Source organism: Sphaerotilus sp., assembly GCF_013299175.1.
Classification (GTDB): domain Bacteria; phylum Pseudomonadota; class Gammaproteobacteria; order Burkholderiales; family Burkholderiaceae_C; genus Sphaerotilus.
Window position 1 is genome coordinate 1 of sequence record NZ_JAAFKF010000001.1, and the last position, 17,028, is coordinate 17,028.

18 protein-coding genes are annotated in these 17,028 nt (G+C 69.8%); 15 read left to right on the plus strand and 3 right to left on the minus strand.

From position 1 onward, the window contains the following. Positions 1 to 179: 179 nt before the first annotated feature. Together QZW52_RS00005 and vapC are read left to right on the plus strand one after the other, a co-directional pair. Entirely contained in the window at positions 180 to 410 is a 231-nt protein-coding gene (locus QZW52_RS00005) for an antitoxin (protein ID WP_293993793.1), read from the plus strand. Between the two features lie 3 nt (positions 411 to 413). Beyond that, on the plus strand, positions 414 to 833 hold the full coding sequence (gene vapC / locus QZW52_RS00010; protein WP_293993794.1) for a type II toxin-antitoxin system tRNA(fMet)-specific endonuclease VapC: 420 nt from the start codon (positions 414 to 416) through the stop codon (positions 831 to 833). Here the strand turns inward: vapC and QZW52_RS00015 are convergent. Genes QZW52_RS00015 through QZW52_RS00025 form a run of 3 tightly spaced genes read right to left on the minus strand, consistent with a single transcriptional unit; the run spans position 823 to position 4,103 of the window. Further along, positions 823 to 1,143: a type II toxin-antitoxin system PemK/MazF family toxin gene (locus tag QZW52_RS00015; protein ID WP_293993920.1), complete on the minus strand. Its 321-nt coding sequence runs from the start codon at positions 1,141 to 1,143 to the stop codon at positions 823 to 825. The genes vapC and QZW52_RS00015 overlap by 11 nt on opposite strands. After that, a complete protein-coding gene (locus QZW52_RS00020) occupies positions 1,137 to 1,403 on the minus strand; it encodes an AbrB/MazE/SpoVT family DNA-binding domain-containing protein (protein ID WP_293993795.1) in 267 nt (88 codons plus the stop codon). Before QZW52_RS00020 ends, QZW52_RS00015 begins: the two co-directional genes overlap by 7 nt. A gap of 57 nt (positions 1,404 to 1,460) precedes the next feature. Next, on the minus strand, positions 1,461 to 4,103 hold the full coding sequence (locus QZW52_RS00025; RefSeq protein WP_293993796.1) for a tetratricopeptide repeat protein: 2,643 nt from the start codon (positions 4,101 to 4,103) through the stop codon (positions 1,461 to 1,463). Positions 4,104 to 4,239: 136 nt separating this feature from the next. Between QZW52_RS00025 and araD the strand changes: the two genes are divergently transcribed. From araD to QZW52_RS00090, 13 genes are all read left to right on the plus strand, one after another. Then, positions 4,240 to 5,982, plus strand: coding sequence for an L-arabinonate dehydratase (gene araD / locus QZW52_RS00030; RefSeq protein WP_293993797.1), 1,743 nt, complete (start codon positions 4,240 to 4,242; stop codon positions 5,980 to 5,982). A 27-nt stretch (positions 5,983 to 6,009) separates the two neighbouring features. Further along, complete coding sequence (locus tag QZW52_RS00035) at positions 6,010 to 6,720, plus strand: ribonuclease activity regulator RraA (protein WP_293993798.1); 711 nt, start codon at positions 6,010 to 6,012, stop codon at positions 6,718 to 6,720. Positions 6,721 to 6,875: 155 nt separating this feature from the next. Continuing rightward, complete coding sequence (locus QZW52_RS00040; protein ID WP_293993799.1) at positions 6,876 to 7,373, plus strand: Pvc16 family protein; 498 nt, start codon at positions 6,876 to 6,878, stop codon at positions 7,371 to 7,373. 18 nt (positions 7,374 to 7,391) lie between these two features. After that, entirely contained in the window at positions 7,392 to 8,591 is a 1,200-nt protein-coding gene (locus tag QZW52_RS00045) for a phage tail sheath family protein (RefSeq protein WP_293993800.1), read from the plus strand. A gap of 12 nt (positions 8,592 to 8,603) precedes the next feature. After that, positions 8,604 to 9,083, plus strand: coding sequence for a phage tail protein (locus QZW52_RS00050; protein WP_293993801.1), 480 nt, complete (start codon positions 8,604 to 8,606; stop codon positions 9,081 to 9,083). Positions 9,084 to 9,096: 13 nt separating this feature from the next. Next, positions 9,097 to 10,026, plus strand: a complete 930-nt coding sequence (locus tag QZW52_RS00055) for a hypothetical protein (protein WP_293993802.1) — start codon at positions 9,097 to 9,099, stop codon at positions 10,024 to 10,026. 4 nt (positions 10,027 to 10,030) lie between these two features. Then, complete coding sequence (locus QZW52_RS00060) at positions 10,031 to 10,765, plus strand: CIS tube protein (RefSeq protein ID WP_293993803.1); 735 nt, start codon at positions 10,031 to 10,033, stop codon at positions 10,763 to 10,765. Between the two features lie 2 nt (positions 10,766 to 10,767). Then, the gene (locus QZW52_RS00065) at positions 10,768 to 12,228 is read left to right on the plus strand and encodes a phage baseplate assembly protein V (protein WP_293993804.1); all 1,461 of its coding nucleotides are present in this window, start codon (positions 10,768 to 10,770) and stop codon (positions 12,226 to 12,228) included. Positions 12,229 to 12,242: 14 nt separating this feature from the next. Further along, positions 12,243 to 12,581 (plus strand): hypothetical protein, encoded by a 339-nt coding sequence (locus tag QZW52_RS00070; RefSeq protein WP_293993805.1) that lies wholly within the window; start codon positions 12,243 to 12,245, stop codon positions 12,579 to 12,581. Beyond that, positions 12,578 to 13,009: a GPW/gp25 family protein gene (locus tag QZW52_RS00075; RefSeq protein WP_293993806.1), complete on the plus strand. Its 432-nt coding sequence runs from the start codon at positions 12,578 to 12,580 to the stop codon at positions 13,007 to 13,009. Before QZW52_RS00070 ends, QZW52_RS00075 begins: the two co-directional genes overlap by 4 nt. A gap of 1 nt (position 13,010) precedes the next feature. Next, positions 13,011 to 15,620: a baseplate J/gp47 family protein gene (locus QZW52_RS00080; RefSeq protein ID WP_293993807.1), complete on the plus strand. Its 2,610-nt coding sequence runs from the start codon at positions 13,011 to 13,013 to the stop codon at positions 15,618 to 15,620. Beyond that, positions 15,601 to 16,146 (plus strand): phage tail protein, encoded by a 546-nt coding sequence (locus QZW52_RS00085; protein WP_293993808.1) that lies wholly within the window; start codon positions 15,601 to 15,603, stop codon positions 16,144 to 16,146. The genes QZW52_RS00080 and QZW52_RS00085 overlap by 20 nt, the downstream gene beginning before the upstream one ends. Next, a complete protein-coding gene (locus tag QZW52_RS00090) occupies positions 16,143 to 17,018 on the plus strand; it encodes a hypothetical protein (protein ID WP_293993809.1) in 876 nt (291 codons plus the stop codon). The genes QZW52_RS00085 and QZW52_RS00090 overlap by 4 nt, the downstream gene beginning before the upstream one ends. Positions 17,019 to 17,028 lie beyond the last annotated feature (10 nt).

Genomic DNA, 17,028 nt, shown 5'->3' on the forward strand with positions numbered 1-17,028 from the left:
TTCCCAGGTGAGGTAGTCGGCGGCGGTCATCGTGGGGTGGCGGGCGGGGTGTCCCATGAGGCGGCTCCGGGGGCGGTGGGTGAGGTCTGGCCTTGGCAACGGGGGGATTCTCGCTTACCGGCTGTGCTGTGCGCAGGGCGGCAATGTATATACTTATTGTATAAACAAGGAGCTTGCCCATGCCCTATGCCCGCGTGTTCCAGTCCGGCAACAGCCAAGCTGTCCGGCTGCCGAAGGAGTTCCGCTTTGAAGTCGATGAAGTCGAGATCCTGCGGCAGGGCGATGACGTGATCCTGCGCCGGCCACAGCGATCCGCCGCCGCGATCTTCGACGCGCTCGCCCGGCTGCCCAGCGATTTCATGGCCGATGGGCGCGGGGACGAGCCGCCGCAGGCCCGCGAGGAGTGGTGAGCGATGGGGACTGCGGTGCGCTATCTGCTCGACACGAATATCTGCATCTACATCAACCGGCACCAGCCGCCCGAGGTCCGCGAACGCTTCGCTCGGCATGGGGCTGGCGAGCTGGCGATGTCGGTGGTGACCTGGGGCGAGTTGCGCTTCGGGGCGGAGAAAAGCCAGGCGCGTGAGCGTTCGCTGGCGGTGCTGGACGAACTGGCGCGGCTGATCCAGGTGGTGCCGCTGCCGACGCAGGCGGGCGAGCACTACGGCCGCGTCCGCGCCACCTTGCAGCGCAGCGGCCAGCCGATCGGCAACAACGACCTGTGGATCGCCGCGCACGCGCTCGCCGAGGGGTGGACGCTGGTGACGAACAACGAGCGGGAGTTTGTGCGGGTGGAGGGGCTGGTGGTGGAAAACTGGGTCGCTACTCGGTGAACACTTCTTGCAGTGTGCTCAGCACGGCTGCCAGCGTCTTGACCGGTACAGCCCCCATGCGCTTGACCAACCGCGTCTTGTCCACTGATCGAAGCTGATCCAGCAGCACCAACCCGATTTTGCCGGCGTGGAGGATGGGGATGCGGAACGGTGCGGCGAAGCCCTTGGAGGTCATGGGTGCGATGAGCACGGTTCGCAAGGCGTCGTTCATCTCGGGCGGCGAGACGATCACGCAGGGGCGGGATTTCTTGATTTCGCTGCCGACGGTCGGGTCGAGGTTGACCAGCCAGATCTCGCCGCGCTTCACCAGACGATCTCCGTGTCGTCGCCCTCGTTGCCGAACTCGCCCATGACCAGCGTGTCCTCGCCGCGTTCGGCGATGGCGCGGGCGGCTTCGGCCCAGCCTGCGCGGACAGGGCGGCGGGGCTTGCGCAGCACGAGCGTGCCGTTCTCGACCGAGATTTCCACGGCGGACTCGTCGATCAGGCCGACCTGGGCGAGCAGCGGCTTGGGGATGACGATGCCTTGGGAGTTGCCGATCTGGCGGAGGGTGACGTGGGTGGGTTTCATGGTGGCAACATTGTTATTCCGTGATGAGGGTGCGTCAAGGCTGCTCGTGGGAATGGCTCAGCCCGGATTCGCCTCGCCGACCACGTCCCGCACCATCCTGGCGATCTGCCGCTGCGCCGCCCCCAGTTGCTCCGGGTCTTGGACTAGCAGCCAGGCCAAATCGCTGAAGAACAGCGAACTGGCCTCCTCGACAGCTTGCAGTTTCCGCAGCATCTGAAACAAATTCCACGCCGCAGTGGTGGTTGTGGGATGTTGCTCGCCAAAGACATGCAGGCTCCTGCCGTGACCCTGACCAGCCCAATGCCGAGCGCAGCCGAAGTCACTCTGGGCAAAGCAGATCGTGCTGAGGTTAATCATGGCGGTGATCGTGTTGGGATTGTCATTGCTAAGAAGTCGCCAGCTCATTTCGAGCACCTGTTCAGCGCAGCGCCGAGCAGCGTCGAGATCGCCCTGAGCTTGAAGGATTTGACCAAGATTGCCTAATGTCACAAGCGTGTGCGGGTGATCCTTGGGGAGGATTCGCCGCCTCGCGCTGAGCACCTGTTCTGCGAGCTGCCGGGCGCCGATGAGATTGCCCTGCGCTTGAAGAATCGTGGCGAGGTTGTTCATGTTGGTGAGCGTGCAGGAATGATCCGGGCCAAGCGTCCGGCGGCTCATTTCAAGCGCCTGTTCAGCCAAAAATCGAGCATTACTGAAATCCCCCGAGTCTTGTAAGACTTGGCCTAGAGCCTCCATAGCGATGATTGTGTCTAGATGACTTTCGCCGAGGATGTGCCTTCTTGCGCTCAGTACCTGCTTCGCCAAGTACCGAGCCTCGCTGAAATTGCCCTGAGCCCTGAGTGTTTGACTGAGGTTGTGCATGGCGGTAAGCGTAGTTGGATGGTCTGCACCGAGGGCCTGCCGCCTTGTGTTCTGCTCCCGAAGAAAGGCGTCACAAGCCAGCCTGTAGTCCCCTCGTTCGTGGTCATGCCGCCCCACCCAGCTCAGTACGGTAGCCATCCGTGCATCTTGAGCTTCCATGCTGACCTGCCGCGCATGGGCTACCCAGTCCTTCAGCGCCTCATGCGTCCGGATGTCCACCACCAGCGGCATCTTGGTCAACAGAACCTCAACCGCCGCCCCCCGCAGCGCCTCGACCCGCTCCGGCCGCCCGTCATGAAACCGCACCGTCCGCACCACCAGCGTGTGGACCGTGAACGCCCCATCCCCCGCCGCGCCGGCCTCATCCGCCAGACTCGTGTCAACCAGTTGCGCCGCCGCCGGATCGGCCACGTCCTGCGCGTCATCGTCGCCCAGCCCATCGGCCAGCCCGATCGTCCGCCACTGCAAGTCCCTCGGAATCGGCGCCGCCGCCAGCACCGACGCCAGCCGCAGCAGATCCCGCGCCGGCTCGTTCAGCTCGCGCAGGCTCGCCAGCAGCGTGGCGGCGATGCTGCGCTCGTGGCCGTTGGGCAGTGCCTCGCGGAATTGCGTCGCGGCGAACTCCAGCGCGTCGCGGTCGGGCTGGCGCAGGTTCTCCAGCACCTTGGCATAACCGCGCCGCCGGATCAGCGCCGCCGTCACGTCGATCGCCAGCGCGTGGCAGCCGAGTTCGGCGCAGATCGCCCGCGCCGTCGCCGCGTCCTCGTCGGACAGCGCCTGTCCGCGTGTCAGCAGCCGCAGTGCTTCGTCCGGTTCGAGCTGCTGCAGGTCGATCGGCTTGACCGACTCGATCAGTCGCGCCCGCGTCGTGATCAGCGTCCGCCCGAGTTCATGCGGCGCGAGCCACGGTGCCAGCGCGTCGGTGCGCTCGATGGGCGGCAAGTCATCGACGACCCACAGGAACGGCTGCCCGATCCCCTGGAAATGCCGGCGCAGCAGCCCGCGCACCTGCGGCGTCTCCAGCCCGTGCGGGTCCAGCCCGAGTTCCATCGCGATCGTGCGAACCTGGCTGTCGCGCTGCGCCTCTCGAAGGGCCGGATCCATCTCGCGGTCGCTGTCCGAGTAGCCATACGCCCGCAGCCAGAACACCCCGCCCGGATACGCCGCCCCAAACCGCAGCGCGTATTCCTCCGCCAGCAGGCTCTTGCCCATCCCGCCCGAGCCGCGCACCTGCAACACCCCCGGCCGCCCCGCGCCGCCGACGCCGGTGAGCATCGCCGCCTGCTCGGCCTGCAAGGTCGCGTGCAGCGCCCACATCTCGCGCAGCCGCCCGACGAAGCGCAACGAGCCGAGGCCCGCCGAGCCATGCCACGCCGGCCGGGCGAGCTTGCGCAGGCTGCCCAGCGGCTCGACCGGCACGCCCGCCGCGTGATCGGCCAGCCGGGCCGCGATCCGCTCGGCCAGATCCTGCGCCGACAGCGCCGCCGCGTTCAGGTGCAACTGGTCGAACAGCTCGGGCAGCACGATGTGCCCCGGCGACGCCTCTGGATTCACCACCAGCACCCGCCGCCGCGGATCACCGCCCGACGCCTGCGCCGCGCTGTAGGCGGTGGTCAGCTCCCACTGGCAGGCCCGCGAGGCGTTGTAGTCCTTCGAGTACCAGACCAGCAGCGCCCGGGCGTTTGCCAGTCCTTCGTTGATGGCGCGCTGGATGCTGGCGTTGTCGCCGATCTCGTGGGCGTCCTGCCAGACGGTGATGCCGCGTGCTTTCAACGCGGAGACGAGCGGCGCGACCCGCTTGTCTTCGAAGCGGCGGTAGCTCAGGAACAGGTCGTGCATCGTGTGTCTCCCCCTGCAAATCTGCTGATTGGTGCAAATCGGGGCAGCGTGACAGCGCGTGGAATGGCTGTCAATCTGGGGTCCGATGGGGTCATTCCGATTGACGCACTGATATATCAGTGCTCCACTGCCGCCCATGACTTCCCGCCGATCCCCTCGCACACCGGACTCCCTGCGCAGCGCCCGCTGGTTCGCCCCCGACGATTTCCGCTCCTTCGGCCACCGCTCCCGCGTGATGCAGATGGGCTTCGCGCCGATCGACTGGAAGGACAAGCCGGTCATCGCCATCGTCAACACCTGGAGCGACGCGAACCAGTGCCACACGCACTTCAAGCAGCGTGTCGAGGACGTGAAGCGCGGCGTGTTGCAGGCCGGTGGCTTCCCGCTGGAGCTGCCGGCGATCTCGCTGTCGGAGTCGATGGTCAAGCCGACCTCGATGCTCTACCGCAACTTCCTGGCGATGGAAACCGAGGAGCTGCTGCGCTCGCACCCGGTCGATGGCGCGGTGCTGATGGGCGGCTGCGACAAGACGACGCCGGGGCTGGTGATGGGTGCGCTGTCGATGGGCCTGCCGTTTGTCTACCTGCCCGCCGGCCCGATGCTGCGTGGCCACTGGAAGGGCCAGGTGCTCGGCTCCGGCTCCGATGCGTTCAAATATTGGGACGAACGCCGCGCCGGCCGCCTGTCCGACCAGGCGTGGCAGGAGATGGAAGCCGGCATCGCCCGCAGCCACGGCACCTGCATGACGATGGGCACGGCCGCGACGATGATGGGCATCGCCGAGGCGTGCGGCTTCACGCTGCCGGGCGCGTCGTCGATCCCCGCAGCGGACGTGAACCACATCCGCATGAGCGCCGAATGCGGCCGGCGCATCGTCGAGATGGTGTGGGACGACCTGACGCCGGCGCGGATGCTGACGCGGGCGAGCTTCGAGAACGGCATCGCCTGCGCGATGGCGATGGGCTGCTCGACCAACGCGGTGATCCACCTGATCGCGATGTCGCGCCGCGCCGGCCACCCGGTCACGCTCGACGACTTCGACGCCTTCAGCCGCCGCGTGCCGGTGGTCGCCAACATCCGGCCGAGCGGCGACCGCTACCTGATGGAGGACTTCTACTACGCGGGCGGCCTGCCGGCGATGCTGGAACAGATCCGCCCGCACCTGCGCACCGACGCGCTGACCGTCAATGGCCGCACGCTCGGCGAGAACATCGCGGGCGCCGAGACCTACGACGACGACGTGATCCGCCCGGTCACGAACCCGATCTACGCCGAGGGCGCGCTGGCCATCCTGCGCGGCAACCTCGCGCCGGACGGCGTGGCGATCAAGCCGAGCGCCTGTGCCCCGCACCTGCTGCAGCACACCGGCCGGGCGCTGGTGTTCGACGACTACCCGGCGCTGAAGCAGGCCGTCGATGACCCGGACCTCGACGTGACCGGCGACGACATCCTCGTGCTGCGCAACGCCGGCCCGAAAGGTGCGGGGATGCCGGAGTGGGGGATGCTGCCGATCCCGACCAAGTTGCTCAAGGCGGGCGTGACCGACATGCTGCGGCTGTCGGATGCGCGGATGAGTGGCACGAGTTATGGCGGCTGCCTGCTGCACTGCGCGCCCGAGGCGGCGGTGGGCGGGCCGCTGGCGCTGGTGAAAACGGGCGACACGATCACCGTCGATGTGCCCGCCCGCACGATCCACCTCAACATCAGCGACGACGAACTCGCCGCCCGCCGCGCCGCGTGGACACCGCCGCCGCCGCGGTACGAGCGTGGCTACGGCTGGCTGTTCGGCCGCCACGTTCTGCAAGCCGACCAGGGCTGCGACTTCGATTTTCTCGAAACGAGCTTCGGCGCTGCAGTGCCCGAACCCGACATCTTCTGACGCTGACGCTCAACCGGACAGACGACCATGAACCCCGATACCCGTGCCAAGCTGCTGACCGTCAGCACCGCCACGCTCTGCACCGCCCTGTTCAAGCGCGGCCTGCGCAACCAGTTCATCCAGGACGTGCGCCCGCTCAACCCCGGCTTGCCGAACATGGTCGGCCCGGCCTACACGATGCGCTACATCCCGGCGCGGGAAGACCTGAACCCGATCGGCGTGTTCCTCGACCCGAAGCACCCGCAGCGCGTCGGTGTCGAGGAGTGCCCCGAAGGCGCCGTGATGGTGATCGACAGCCGCAAGGACGCCCGCGCTGCGTCGGCGGGCGGCATCCTCGTCGCCCGGCTGATGCAGCGCGGCGTCGCTGGCATCGTCACCGACGGCGGTTTCCGCGACTCGCCGGACATTGCCAAATACACGATGCCGGCGTATCACCACCGCCCGAGCGCGCCGACCAACCTGACGCTGCACCAGGCGCTGGACCTGAACGTGCCGATCGGTTGCGGCGACGTGGCGGTGTGGCCCGGTGACACCGTGGTCGGTGATGCGGAGGGCGTGGTCGTTATCCCGGCGCATCTGGCCGACGAGATCGCGGCGGAAGCGGTGGAGATGACCGCGTTCGAGGACTTCGTGCAGGAAGAGGTGATGAAGGGCCGCCCGATCATCGGCCTGTACCCGCCGACGCTGGAGCAGAGTCGGCTCGACTTCGCGGCGTGGCGCTTGGCCCGCGGGCGTTGAGCTGGCACGAACTGCTCCAGTGCTTTCGTTTCCGGTCTGACTTCACAAATTGCCAAGGAACGCGCATATTCAAGGTTCTTTCTTATTTCAGATGAGGATCCGGTGCGCCACGCCATGTCAGGTCGTTGCGCCCCACAGATCTGGCAGGGAGACCCATGTCACGCACCGCACTGCCCGACGCCACGGCACCTCGCCGCCCGCGCGAGGCCATCGACGCGCTGGACCGGCTGGCCGAATGGGCCGGTGCCGCGCTGGGGCCTGAGGTCGGCATCAGCTTCCAGCCTCCCGCCGCCGTGCCCGCTGACCAGCGTCTGGTCAACCTGCACGCCCTCGCGCTGACCCCGTACCCCACCTCGCGCGATTTGCGCGCCCCCCAGGTTCGCTTCGATCTGCGGGTGCTGGTGACGGCCTGGGCCCCGGATTCGCTGGCCGCGCACCAGGACCTCTGCGACTTGGCCTTCGCCGCGACCGATGCGCCGACATTCCAGCTCGACCTCGACGCGCTGACCGACCTGCCCTGGGCGGCCCTGGGCGTCGGGCCACGTCCAGCCCTGCTGCTGCGCGTGCCGCTGCAGCGACAGTGGACGCTGGCAACGGCGCCGCGCGTGCGCGAACCGCTGGTGGTCAGCGCCACTTCCGTGATGCCGCGGTGAACAAGCAGGAGAACGAACATGGCAACCTCTTATCTGGCCCCTGGTGTCTACGTCGAGGAAGTCGCCTCGGGCGGACGGCCGATCGAGGCCGTGGGGACCAGCACGGCCGGTTTCGTCGGCGTCGCACCTGACAGCACCGCGCACCCCAACGAGGTGATGGCGATCAACAACTGGTCGGAATTCCTGCGCCAGTTCGTCAAGCCGGAGACCACGCAGTACAACGCGCTGGCGCAGGCGGTCTACGGCTTCTTCATCAATGGCGGCAGCCGCTGCTACGTCGTCAACGTGGGGGCGCAGGGCGCGATCGTGGGCGATGCGCGCGGCCGGCGCGGACTGGATTTGCTGGAGAGTGTCGATGACGTGGCGATCGTGGCCATTCCGGGCTACACCGACCCGGCCTCGCACGATGCGGTGCTCTCGCACTGCGAGAAGCTGCGTGACCGCTTCGCCGTGCTCGACACCCCACCCCTGCGCGATGGCAACTCGGTCGCGCAACTGACCACGGTGGCGCAGATCGCCGCAGGCGGTGGCAGCGGTCCGACGGATGACATCGGCCGCGCACGCGCATCCAATTACGGCGCGCAGTACTGCCCCCATCTGCTGGTGCGCAGCGCCCTCGACGCCACGCAGACCGTCGAGACGGGGCCGAGCGGCTATGTGGCCGGCATCTACGCCCGCACCGACGCGCTGCGCGGGGTGTTCAAGGCGCCGGCCAACGAGCAGGTCCGCGGCGCGGTGGGGGTCACCTACCGCATCACGCACCAGGAGCAGGAGGTGCTGAACCCGGTCGGTGTCAACTGCATCCGCTTCTTCCACAGCGAGGGCATTCGGGTGTGGGGCGCGCGCACGCTGGCCGCCGATGCGCAGTGGAAGTACGTGCCCGTCCGGCGGCTGTTCAACATGATCGAGGAGTCGATCGCCCTGCACACGCGCTGGGTCGTCTTCGAGCCGAACGACCAGACGCTGTGGAACCTGATCAAGCGCGAATGCACCGCCTTCCTCACCCGCCTGTGGCGCGCCGGGGCACTCACGGGCCGCACCCCGGCCGAGGCATTCTTCGTCAAGTGCGACGCCGAGACCAATCCGCCCGACGAGATCGACGCCGGCCGGGTGGTGATCCTGATCGGCGTGGCGCCCGTCAAGCCGGCGGAGTTCGTGATCTTCCGCATCGGCCAGGGTGTGGAAGGCGCGCAGGCCCAGACGGAAGCCAAGGCATAAGGAGAGCAGACCATGGCAGACAACGCACAAGCCCCCGGGGGGGTGGAGGGTGGTGGCATCGGCGCCGGGCGGGACGATCCGCTGCGGTCGTTCCACTTCGTGGTCGAGGTGCAGGGCGTCGCACAAGGTCGCTTCGTCGAGTGCAGCAGCCTGGGCGTGCGGGTCAACGTGATCCGCCAGCGCGAAGGCGGCAACAAGGCCATCACGCACCTGATTCCCGGCTCGGTGGACTATGCGCCCGTGACGCTGCGCTACGGGCTGACCCGGTCGCGCGAGCTGTGGGACTGGATGCAGAAGATCGTGCAGGGCACCGTGGAGCGGCGCAACGTGTCGATCGTCATGCTGCAGCCCGACGGCAGCACCGAGGCGATGCGCTGGAACCTGTTCGACTGCTGGCCCTCGGAGTGGGTCTCGGCCGCACTCGACGCCAGTGGCAACACGCTGGCCATCGAGAGCATGACGCTGGTGTTCGAGTCGCTCGAACGTGCCTGAGCGGGCCGCGGCCATGGCCATGGAACTCCCGCGTCGCCTGCTGGACCGCCTGGGACGGCAACTGGAGCGGCTGGGACAGCGGCTGCGTCGGCGTGTCGCGCCTGTGCCGACCCCCGGTCCGGAGCCGCTGCCGCCCGAGGACGCCCACGCCGTCTGGCGGGCGCAGGTCGCCCACCTGTCCCCCGAGGCATGGAGTGTCGTGGCGGCACCGGTCTTGGCCGACGGCTGTGCGCCGATCCCTTTGGCGCCTGGCTCCAACCGCGTGTCTGCCTGGCCGTCTCGTGCCCCGTTGCCGTTGCCTGCCTTGCCGACCTGGCAGACCGTGCCCTCCGCCGTGCCGTCCGTGCCATCCAGGGAGCGTCCTGCTCCCCAGGCACAGATCGACGTGGCGCAACAGCCATCGCCCGCGTTCCCCTTGCATCCGACGACAGAGGAGGGCGTGCGCTGGCCTGCACCACTGCCCCTGCCGCCAGTCTCCGAGCCGGCTGCCGCACGGCCGGTCATGGACGATCCGGTCGTGCCCACGCCTGCTGCTCCCGACTGGCGGCCTGCTGGGGCGGGCAGTGACGTCGGTCATGCCCTGCCGCTGCCTGTCATCGCCCATGCCAAGGCGGTGTCCCGGCCCCTTGCGTGGCCCGAGCCGGATCCTGTGCCCGTGCCTGCCTCCCGCGGGACTGAGACCTTCACCCCTGCGCCGGCTCGGCCGACACCCGCGCCTGCGCCGTGGCCACGGCTGGCGCCGGCCGATGCGCCGCACGCGCCGCAGTGGTGGCCCCGTGACGTGTCGCAGACGCCCGCCCACACCTGGCCGCCCGCGGCGGCGGGGCACCGCTGGCCGAGTCTGCCGCCCCGGATCGAGGTGCAGGCCGACGCCGCACCGGACCTGCCCGGACGGCTGATCGCGCACCGCCACGCCCGGCTGACCGCCGAGCAGAGGGGCTAGCGGTATGGAACGGGTGGCCTTCCTCCTTGAACGCTCGGGTGAACGGATCGAGTGCCTGATCAACCCCGACACCTTCACCGTCACGCGGCAGGCCGGTCTGCGGCCGCAGTCCACGCTGTCGGGGGTGGTCGGGGGGCGCAGCCAGGGCGACCATCCGCTGCTGGCCACGGGTGGCGGCAGCACCGAGCTGCACCTGGAACTGCTGTTCGACATGTCCAAGGTGCCGCGCGCCCAGCCGGACGATTCCGTGCAGACGCTGACCGGGCCGCTGTGGGCCCTGGCCGAGAACAGCGACGCGCCGAACGGGGCCGGCCGGCCGCCGCAGGTGCTGTTCTGCTGGGGCAAGGCGTGGAGCCTGCCGGTCGTGGTGGCGGCGGTGGCCGAACGGTTCGAGCAGTTCACCGCTGGCGGCGTGCCACGCCGTTCGTGGATGACCCTGCGGCTGCTGCGGCGTCCCGACGACGGGCCGTCGGCCGCCGCGCCGGTGGCGGGAGACCGGCCGCTGCCCGGGTTCGACCAGGTGGCGCCCGAGGCTCTGCAGGTACACGAGCTGGCGGGTGAACTGCAGGGCGGCGGCGACCGCACGGGCCAGGTCGAGCGGCTCGATGCGCTGGCCCATCGCCTCTATGGCGATGCCTCGCTGTGGCGCTGGATTGCCGCGTTCAATGACATCGCCGATCCGGCGCGCATGGCACCCGGCACCCGGCTGCTGCTGCCCCCTGTGGTGCCGGAGCCTTGACGGTGGCCGCCGCCCTGCACATGCCCCGCGGCATCGAGATCCGCCTCGACGGTCAGGCGCTGCCGGAACGCGCGCTCGGCAGTGTCGTGGCCGTGCTGGTGCAGCAGCATCTCTCGCAGCCGAGCGCCTGCGAGCTGAGCCTGGTCGGCCCGGACGCCGCTGCACTTGCGCCGCGTCTCGCACCGGGCCAGTCGCTGCGCCTGAGCCAGACCGGTGCCACCGCCGCGTGGTTCGAGGGACAGGTCACGGCACTGGAGCATGTGCATGCCGCCGATGGCCGCTACACCCTGGTGGTGCGGGCCTACGACGCGCTGTGCGTGCTGCGCCAGCGCCACCGCGCCCGGGTGCATGTGGACATCACCCTGCCCGAACTGGCCCGCGAACTGGTGGCCGACCTCGGCCTGTCGGTCCAGGCGGAGGTGCCGGGTCCGGTCTGGCCGCGCGTGGTGCAGACGGGCAGTGACTTCGACCTGCTCGCCGACCTGGCCCGGCGCTGCGGCCTCCACCTGCACGTGCAGGCCGGCGTGTTGCAGTTGCTGCCGGCGCAAGGCGGTGGTGACACGGTCGAGCTGGGTCTGCATGACCACCTGCTCGACGCCGCGATCGAGCACAACGACCACGGCACCTGTGCCCGGGTGCAGGCACATGGCTGGAATCCGTGGCGCGGGGCGGCCTGGCAGGCGCAGGCCGGGGGCACGGGCACGGGTGCGGTGCCGGGCGATGCCGTTCGCCTCCTGCTGGGCCTGGCGGCGCAGGACATGGCCGGTGGTGAAGCGGCGGCGCAGGCCGAGCTGGACGCCCGCCAAGGGGTCGCGCGGGTGCTGCGGGCCACCGCACGGGGCGATGTGCGGCTGCGCCCCGGGGTGCCGGTGCGGGTGACCGGTCTCCTGCCCGGGGTCGAGACGGCGTTCGTGCTGGCCAGCGTGCGCCACACGCTGGACGCGCAGCGCGGCTTCCTGTCGGAACTGTCGAGCGAGCGGCCCGCCCCGCAGGCCCGCACCCCCTCGCTCGCGATGACACCCGGTCGCGTCACCCAGGTCGATGACCCGGAGCGCCTGGGCCGCATCAAGGTGGCACTGCCCGCATACGCCGAACTCGAGAGCGACTGGCTGCAGTGGATGGCGCCCGGCGCCGGTCGGGCCAAGGGGCTGGTGGCGCCGCCGGACATCGGCGACCTGGTGGTGGTGCTGCTGGACCCGTCCGATCCGGCGCAGGCGGTGGTGATCGGCAGTCTGTGGGGGGAGTCGGGGTTGCCGGCGGGGTTCAGCTTCCTGTCGCCCGGCGGGCAGCGCATCCACCTTGACGACACAGCGCAGCGGCTGCGGCTCGAAAGCGCCGATGGCAGTTGCCTGGAACTCGCGCCCGGGCGCACCCTGCTGCAGTCCAGCGGCCCGATGACGCTCGAAGCCCCCGGGCAGCGGCTCACCCTCCGGGCGCAGTTCATCGATTTCGAACGCACCTGAAGGAGGGCCGCACCATGTACTGGATCACCGAAGACGCGCATGTGGTCTGCAACCACAAGCTGGGCAAGGTGCAGAACCGGCCGTCGCAGGACCTGGTCACCATCGCGCGGCGGCGCGTGCTGGTGGCGACCGATCCGGAGCACTGCACCATCGGCGGCTGCCCCAACCTCGGACCCGGCATCCAGCCCTGCCTGACCACGCTGCAGGTGCAGCGCGGCTACTCCGACTGGATCCGCATCGACGGCCGCCCCCTGTGCCTGGACACCCTGGCCGGATTCACCAACGGCACGCCCCCCGGCGCGGTGCTGTACGTGGTGGACCAGCCGGGGCAGACCTGGGTCTGTCAGCCATGAGCGCGCGGTACAGCGCGCTGCGCTTCGCCTTCCGGGAGACGTCTGCGCCGCTGGAACGGGCCGGGCTGGTCGTGAGTCCGCGCGGCGGATTGGACCTGGCGGCCGACGCCGACGCCGTGCGGCAGGCGATCCTGATGCTCGTCGCCACCCGTCCGGGCGAGCGCGTGATGCGACCCGACTATGGCTGCCACCTGTTCCGCCTGGCCTTTGCCCCCAACGACGACACCACCGCCGGTCTGGCCATCCATTACGTGCGGCGCGCCCTCCAGCGTTGGGAGCCGCGCGTCGAGACCGTGCGACTCGATGCCGGCGCGCACCCCGAGCAGGAAGGGCGGCTGGACATCGACCTGCAATACCGCCTGCGCGGCAGCGTGCACACCGAACGGCTCGCACTCGTGTTCGACCTTGGCAACGGACGGGTGACCTGACATGCCGATCCCCTCGCCCCTGCTCGATGACCGCGGTTTCGAGGACATGCTGGCCGACGCCAAGGCGCTGATCCGGCGTGCCGACTGCGGCTGGACGGACCTGTCGCCCGGCGATCCCGGCACCGTGCTGCTCGAAGCGTTCACCTACCTGACCAGCATCCTCCTGTACCGCGTCAACCGGGTGCCGGAGAAGGTCTACGTCGAGCTGCTGCGCCTGGTCGGCGTGAAGATGGCGCCGCCCACGGCCGCGCGCGCGCTGCTGCGGTTCTCCGTGGCCAAGCCGCAGGACAGCGACCTGGTGCTGCCCGCCGGCACGCGGGTGACGATCGGGCGGGTCACCGGCAGCGGCGGCCCGCCCCCGGTGTTCACCACCGTGGAGCCCGCCACCCTCCTGGCGGGCCAGACCGCCGTCGAGGGCGTGCTGGCCTGCCACTGCCAGTCGATCCAGGGCGAGCTGGCCGGGGTCGGCACCGGGCTGCCCCGCCAGTCGGTGCAGGCCGCCCATGCGCCGATCGTCGCGCCGATGGCAGACCGGCTGGATCTTCTGGTAGGGGTCGAGGCCACACCGGACGAACTCGACGAGCGCGCCCCCGCCGTGTCGTGCGATGGCCGCAGCTTCCGCCTCTGGCGGGAGGCCGAGTATTTCGGCGAACACGGCCCCGACGCCTTCAGCTACGTCGTGGACCGGCTGGCCGGTCGCATCGACTTCGCGCCCGCCGTCCAGGCCGTGCGCGACGACGGCAGCCTCGAACCCCGCGCCGCCACGCTGGCGCGGGTGCCCGCACCGGGGCGCCAGATCCGCCTGTGGTACCGCACCGGCGGCGGCCAGTCGGGCAATCTGGCGGCCCACACGCTTGGGGTGATGCGCGACGCGGTGCGCGGCGTGCAGGTCACCAACCCCGAGCCGGCCACCGGCGGCACCGACGCCGAGACGCTGGCCAATGCCCTGCTGCGTGGACCGCAGGAGATGCACTCGCTGCGCCGCGCCGTGAATGCCCGCGATTTCGAGACCCTGGCCTTGCGCGCCAGCGGCACGGCGGCACGCGCCAAAGCCTTCGCCAAGGCGCAACTGTGGCGCCACGCCACGCCGGGCACGGTGGAGGTGCTGCTGGTGCCGCGCCTGGGGACGGAGTCCGAGCGGGGCCACGGCCGCGTCACCGTCCAGGCGCTGCAGGCACTGGAAACCGAGGACGCACGGACGCAGATCCGCGACCAGCTCGAACTGCGCCGCCCGCTGGGCATCACCTGCCTGGTCCACTGGGTGCGCTACAAGGAGGTCAGCGTGTGTGCCCGCGTCGTGGTGCATCGGGGCGAGGATCCGCAGGCCGTGCGCGAGCGCGTGGCGGCCCGGCTGCACGAGATGGTCAACCCGCTGCCCTCGTCGCCCAGCCGGCGTGGGTGGCGGTTCGGCGAGCCGCTGCGGGTGTCGCACGTGTACGACGTGGCCCTGGGCGAGCCGGGGGTCAGCTATGTCGATCGGGTGCGGCTGCGGGTCGGCGAAGTGCCCGACCAGAACGTGCTGGCACTGGCCATCGACCCTTTCCAGCCCGCCACCTGGTATGCCGGCAGCGGGGCGATCCTGTTCCGCTCGCTCAATGGCGGTGACGGCTGGGAAGCGGCAGGGCGCTTCCTGAACCAGGCCGTGCAGACCGTGGTGCCCCATCCGGCCCGGCCGGGCTTGCTCGCGTTGGGCACGCGGCTGACCGACGGCAGCGCGCAGGTGCATGTGTCCTGGGACTGTGGCGAGTCGTGGCCGGCGGAGGTCCGCACCAGCTTCGCCTTCGCCGTGCAGGGCCTGGCGTGGCAGTTGCGCGACGCCGTCCCGGTGCTGCTGATCGCGACCACCAAGGGACTGTACGAGTGGAGCATGGTGCCCGCGGCCACGCCGGTCCAGCTCACCGTGGACGCGGCGCAACCCGCGCTGGGCTACTACGCCGTGGCGGCCTTCGTGGACGGGCGTGGTGGCAGCAACGTGGCGGTGGCGGCGATGCAGTCGGGGGGCGTCTACCTGTCGCGCATGGGTGGCCGGTCGGAGACGTTCACGCGCATCCTCGACCCCGGCGAAGACGTGCGGGTGCTGTCGCCGGAACGTGCGGGCATGCGCAGCTTCCTCTGGGCCGGGATCACCATCGCCGGCAACGAGCAGGGCAAGGGCGCCCTGCGCTGGGAACTGCCGTCGTCGCCGCAGCAGATGCAGTCGCCCGAAGGCTGGCGCGCGATGTCGGCCAACTGGCAGGGGGGCAGTTGCCGCGTGCTGGCCATTGCAGGCGGGATGGTCTACGCGGGCACGCACTTCGCTGGCCTGGCGGTGCTCGATCCGGCACATGCCGACCAGGGCTGGGTCACTTCGCACTTGCAATGCGGGTTGCCGATGCGGGGGGCCGAGCGCCTGTTTGCTCCGGTGCCTGCGCTGGCGGTGGCCGAACCCGATGGCCCGGTGATGGCCGGCGGCGAGCGCGGCGTGTTCCGCAGCCGGGACCAGGGCGTGGTGTTCGAGAGTGCGTCGCGCCGCGAGTTTCCCGACAAGGTGGCGCTGCCCCCGAGCTGGCTGTTCTGCTCGGGCACCCACGAGATCGAAGCGGTGAACGCCGATGACGCCGAACGAGATTGAGGCGCTGTTGCCGGAGGTGCTGCGCAGTGCGTTGACCGACGACGGGCCGCTGCGCGCGCTGGTGGCCGTGATGTCGCAACTGCATGCGCCGGTGGAGTCGCTGCTCGGCGACATCGACACCGTCTTCCGTCCCGGTGCCACGGACGATGCCTTCGTGCCCGTGCTCGCGCAGTGGGCTGGCATGGACCGGCTGCTGGTCCCGCCACTGCCCGCGGACGCGGTCTCCACCGGCAACGGCCGCCTGCGTGCGCTGTTGATGCGGGCGGCCTGGCTCTCGCAGTGGCGTGGCACGCGGGCCGGGCTGGTGGCCTTTCTCGAAACGGCCTGCGGCGTGCAGGGTGTCGAGATCGACGAACACGTCATCGGCCCGGACGGCCAACCGATGCCATTTCACCTGCGCGTGCAGGTGCCTGCGTCGATGCTGGCCCACCGGCCGCTGATCGAGCGCATCCTGGAGGCCGAGAAACCGGCCTACGCGACCTGCGAACTTGTCTTCAAGACCCACTCCGAGGAGCCATCCCGATGACACGACTGTTCGACATCACCACCACCCAGGACGCGCTCGAACTCGACCGCCAAGGCCAGGGCAAGGTCGTGTTCACCGTGACCAACGTGACACGGCAGCCCCAGCGTTGCGGCTTGCGGCCCCGGGGACTCGATGCAGGCAAGGCCGCCTGGCTCCGTCTGGTGGGGGAGGCCGAGCGCGATTTCGTGCCCGGCATGGTCCACCAGGTGGAAGTCGGCATCGCGGTTCCTCCCGGTACGCCGCTGGAGAAATTCCGGCTGAGGCTGGATGCCTATTCGGTGGCCAACCCGGATGACGACTTCACGGAAGGCCCGCTGGTCCAGGTGCTTCCACCGTCGGTGGCCCCCGTGGCACCCGGCGGTGGCGGGCGCATGCCGTGGTGGGTCTGGCTGGCGATCGCGCTGGTCGTGCTGGCGGTCGGCGGGCTGGTGGCTTATCTGGTGAACCGCAAGGCCCCTCCTGTCGACAGCCCGGTGGCCCCAGCCTCGGCACCCGCTTCAACCCCCACCCCGCCGCCGCCTCCACCTCCACCGCCGCTGGTCGAGTTCGACAACCCGCGGATCGATGTGGGTGGCCGCCAGGTGGGCCTGGACGTGTGCCGCGAATGGGGCGCCAACTGCGGGCAGGCGGCGGCCAACGCCTTCTGCCAACAGCAGGGCCACAGCGCGGCCCACAGCTTCAAGGTGACGCAGGACGCACCACCGACCGCCATCATCAGCACGAAGCAGATTTGCGACGCCCCCGGCTGTGACCGCATCAACTGGATCCAGTGCGGGCCGCGCCTGACCAGACCGATCCACCTGTCGGCCGAGACCTTGATGCAACTGGAGGGGATGCGGCGCAGGGGCAAGCACATCTCCTTGCCTGAGTGAGGAGCGGCAC

Bases quoted from the DNA above. Each gene is read 5' to 3' on its own strand.
- QZW52_RS00005 (WP_293993793.1), top strand. From the start codon at position 180: ATGCCCTATGCCCGCGTGTTCCAGTCCGGCAACAGCCAAGCTGTCCGG.
- vapC (WP_293993794.1), top strand. From the start codon at position 414: ATGGGGACTGCGGTGCGCTATCTGCTCGACACGAATATCTGCATCTAC.
- QZW52_RS00020 (WP_293993795.1), bottom strand. From the start codon at position 1,403: ATGAAACCCACCCACGTCACCCTCCGCCAGATCGGCAACTCCCAAGGC.
- QZW52_RS00025 (WP_293993796.1), bottom strand. From the start codon at position 4,103: ATGCACGACCTGTTCCTGAGCTACCGCCGCTTCGAAGACAAGCGGGTC.
- araD (WP_293993797.1), top strand. From the start codon at position 4,240: ATGACTTCCCGCCGATCCCCTCGCACACCGGACTCCCTGCGCAGCGCC.
- QZW52_RS00035 (WP_293993798.1), top strand. From the start codon at position 6,010: ATGAACCCCGATACCCGTGCCAAGCTGCTGACCGTCAGCACCGCCACG.
- QZW52_RS00040 (WP_293993799.1), top strand. From the start codon at position 6,876: ATGTCACGCACCGCACTGCCCGACGCCACGGCACCTCGCCGCCCGCGC.
- QZW52_RS00045 (WP_293993800.1), top strand. From the start codon at position 7,392: ATGGCAACCTCTTATCTGGCCCCTGGTGTCTACGTCGAGGAAGTCGCC.
- QZW52_RS00050 (WP_293993801.1), top strand. From the start codon at position 8,604: ATGGCAGACAACGCACAAGCCCCCGGGGGGGTGGAGGGTGGTGGCATC.
- QZW52_RS00055 (WP_293993802.1), top strand. From the start codon at position 9,097: ATGGCCATGGAACTCCCGCGTCGCCTGCTGGACCGCCTGGGACGGCAA.
- QZW52_RS00060 (WP_293993803.1), top strand. From the start codon at position 10,031: ATGGAACGGGTGGCCTTCCTCCTTGAACGCTCGGGTGAACGGATCGAG.
- QZW52_RS00070 (WP_293993805.1), top strand. From the start codon at position 12,243: ATGTACTGGATCACCGAAGACGCGCATGTGGTCTGCAACCACAAGCTG.
- QZW52_RS00075 (WP_293993806.1), top strand. From the start codon at position 12,578: ATGAGCGCGCGGTACAGCGCGCTGCGCTTCGCCTTCCGGGAGACGTCT.
- QZW52_RS00080 (WP_293993807.1), top strand. From the start codon at position 13,011: ATGCCGATCCCCTCGCCCCTGCTCGATGACCGCGGTTTCGAGGACATG.
- QZW52_RS00085 (WP_293993808.1), top strand. From the start codon at position 15,601: ATGACGCCGAACGAGATTGAGGCGCTGTTGCCGGAGGTGCTGCGCAGT.
- QZW52_RS00090 (WP_293993809.1), top strand. From the start codon at position 16,143: ATGACACGACTGTTCGACATCACCACCACCCAGGACGCGCTCGAACTC.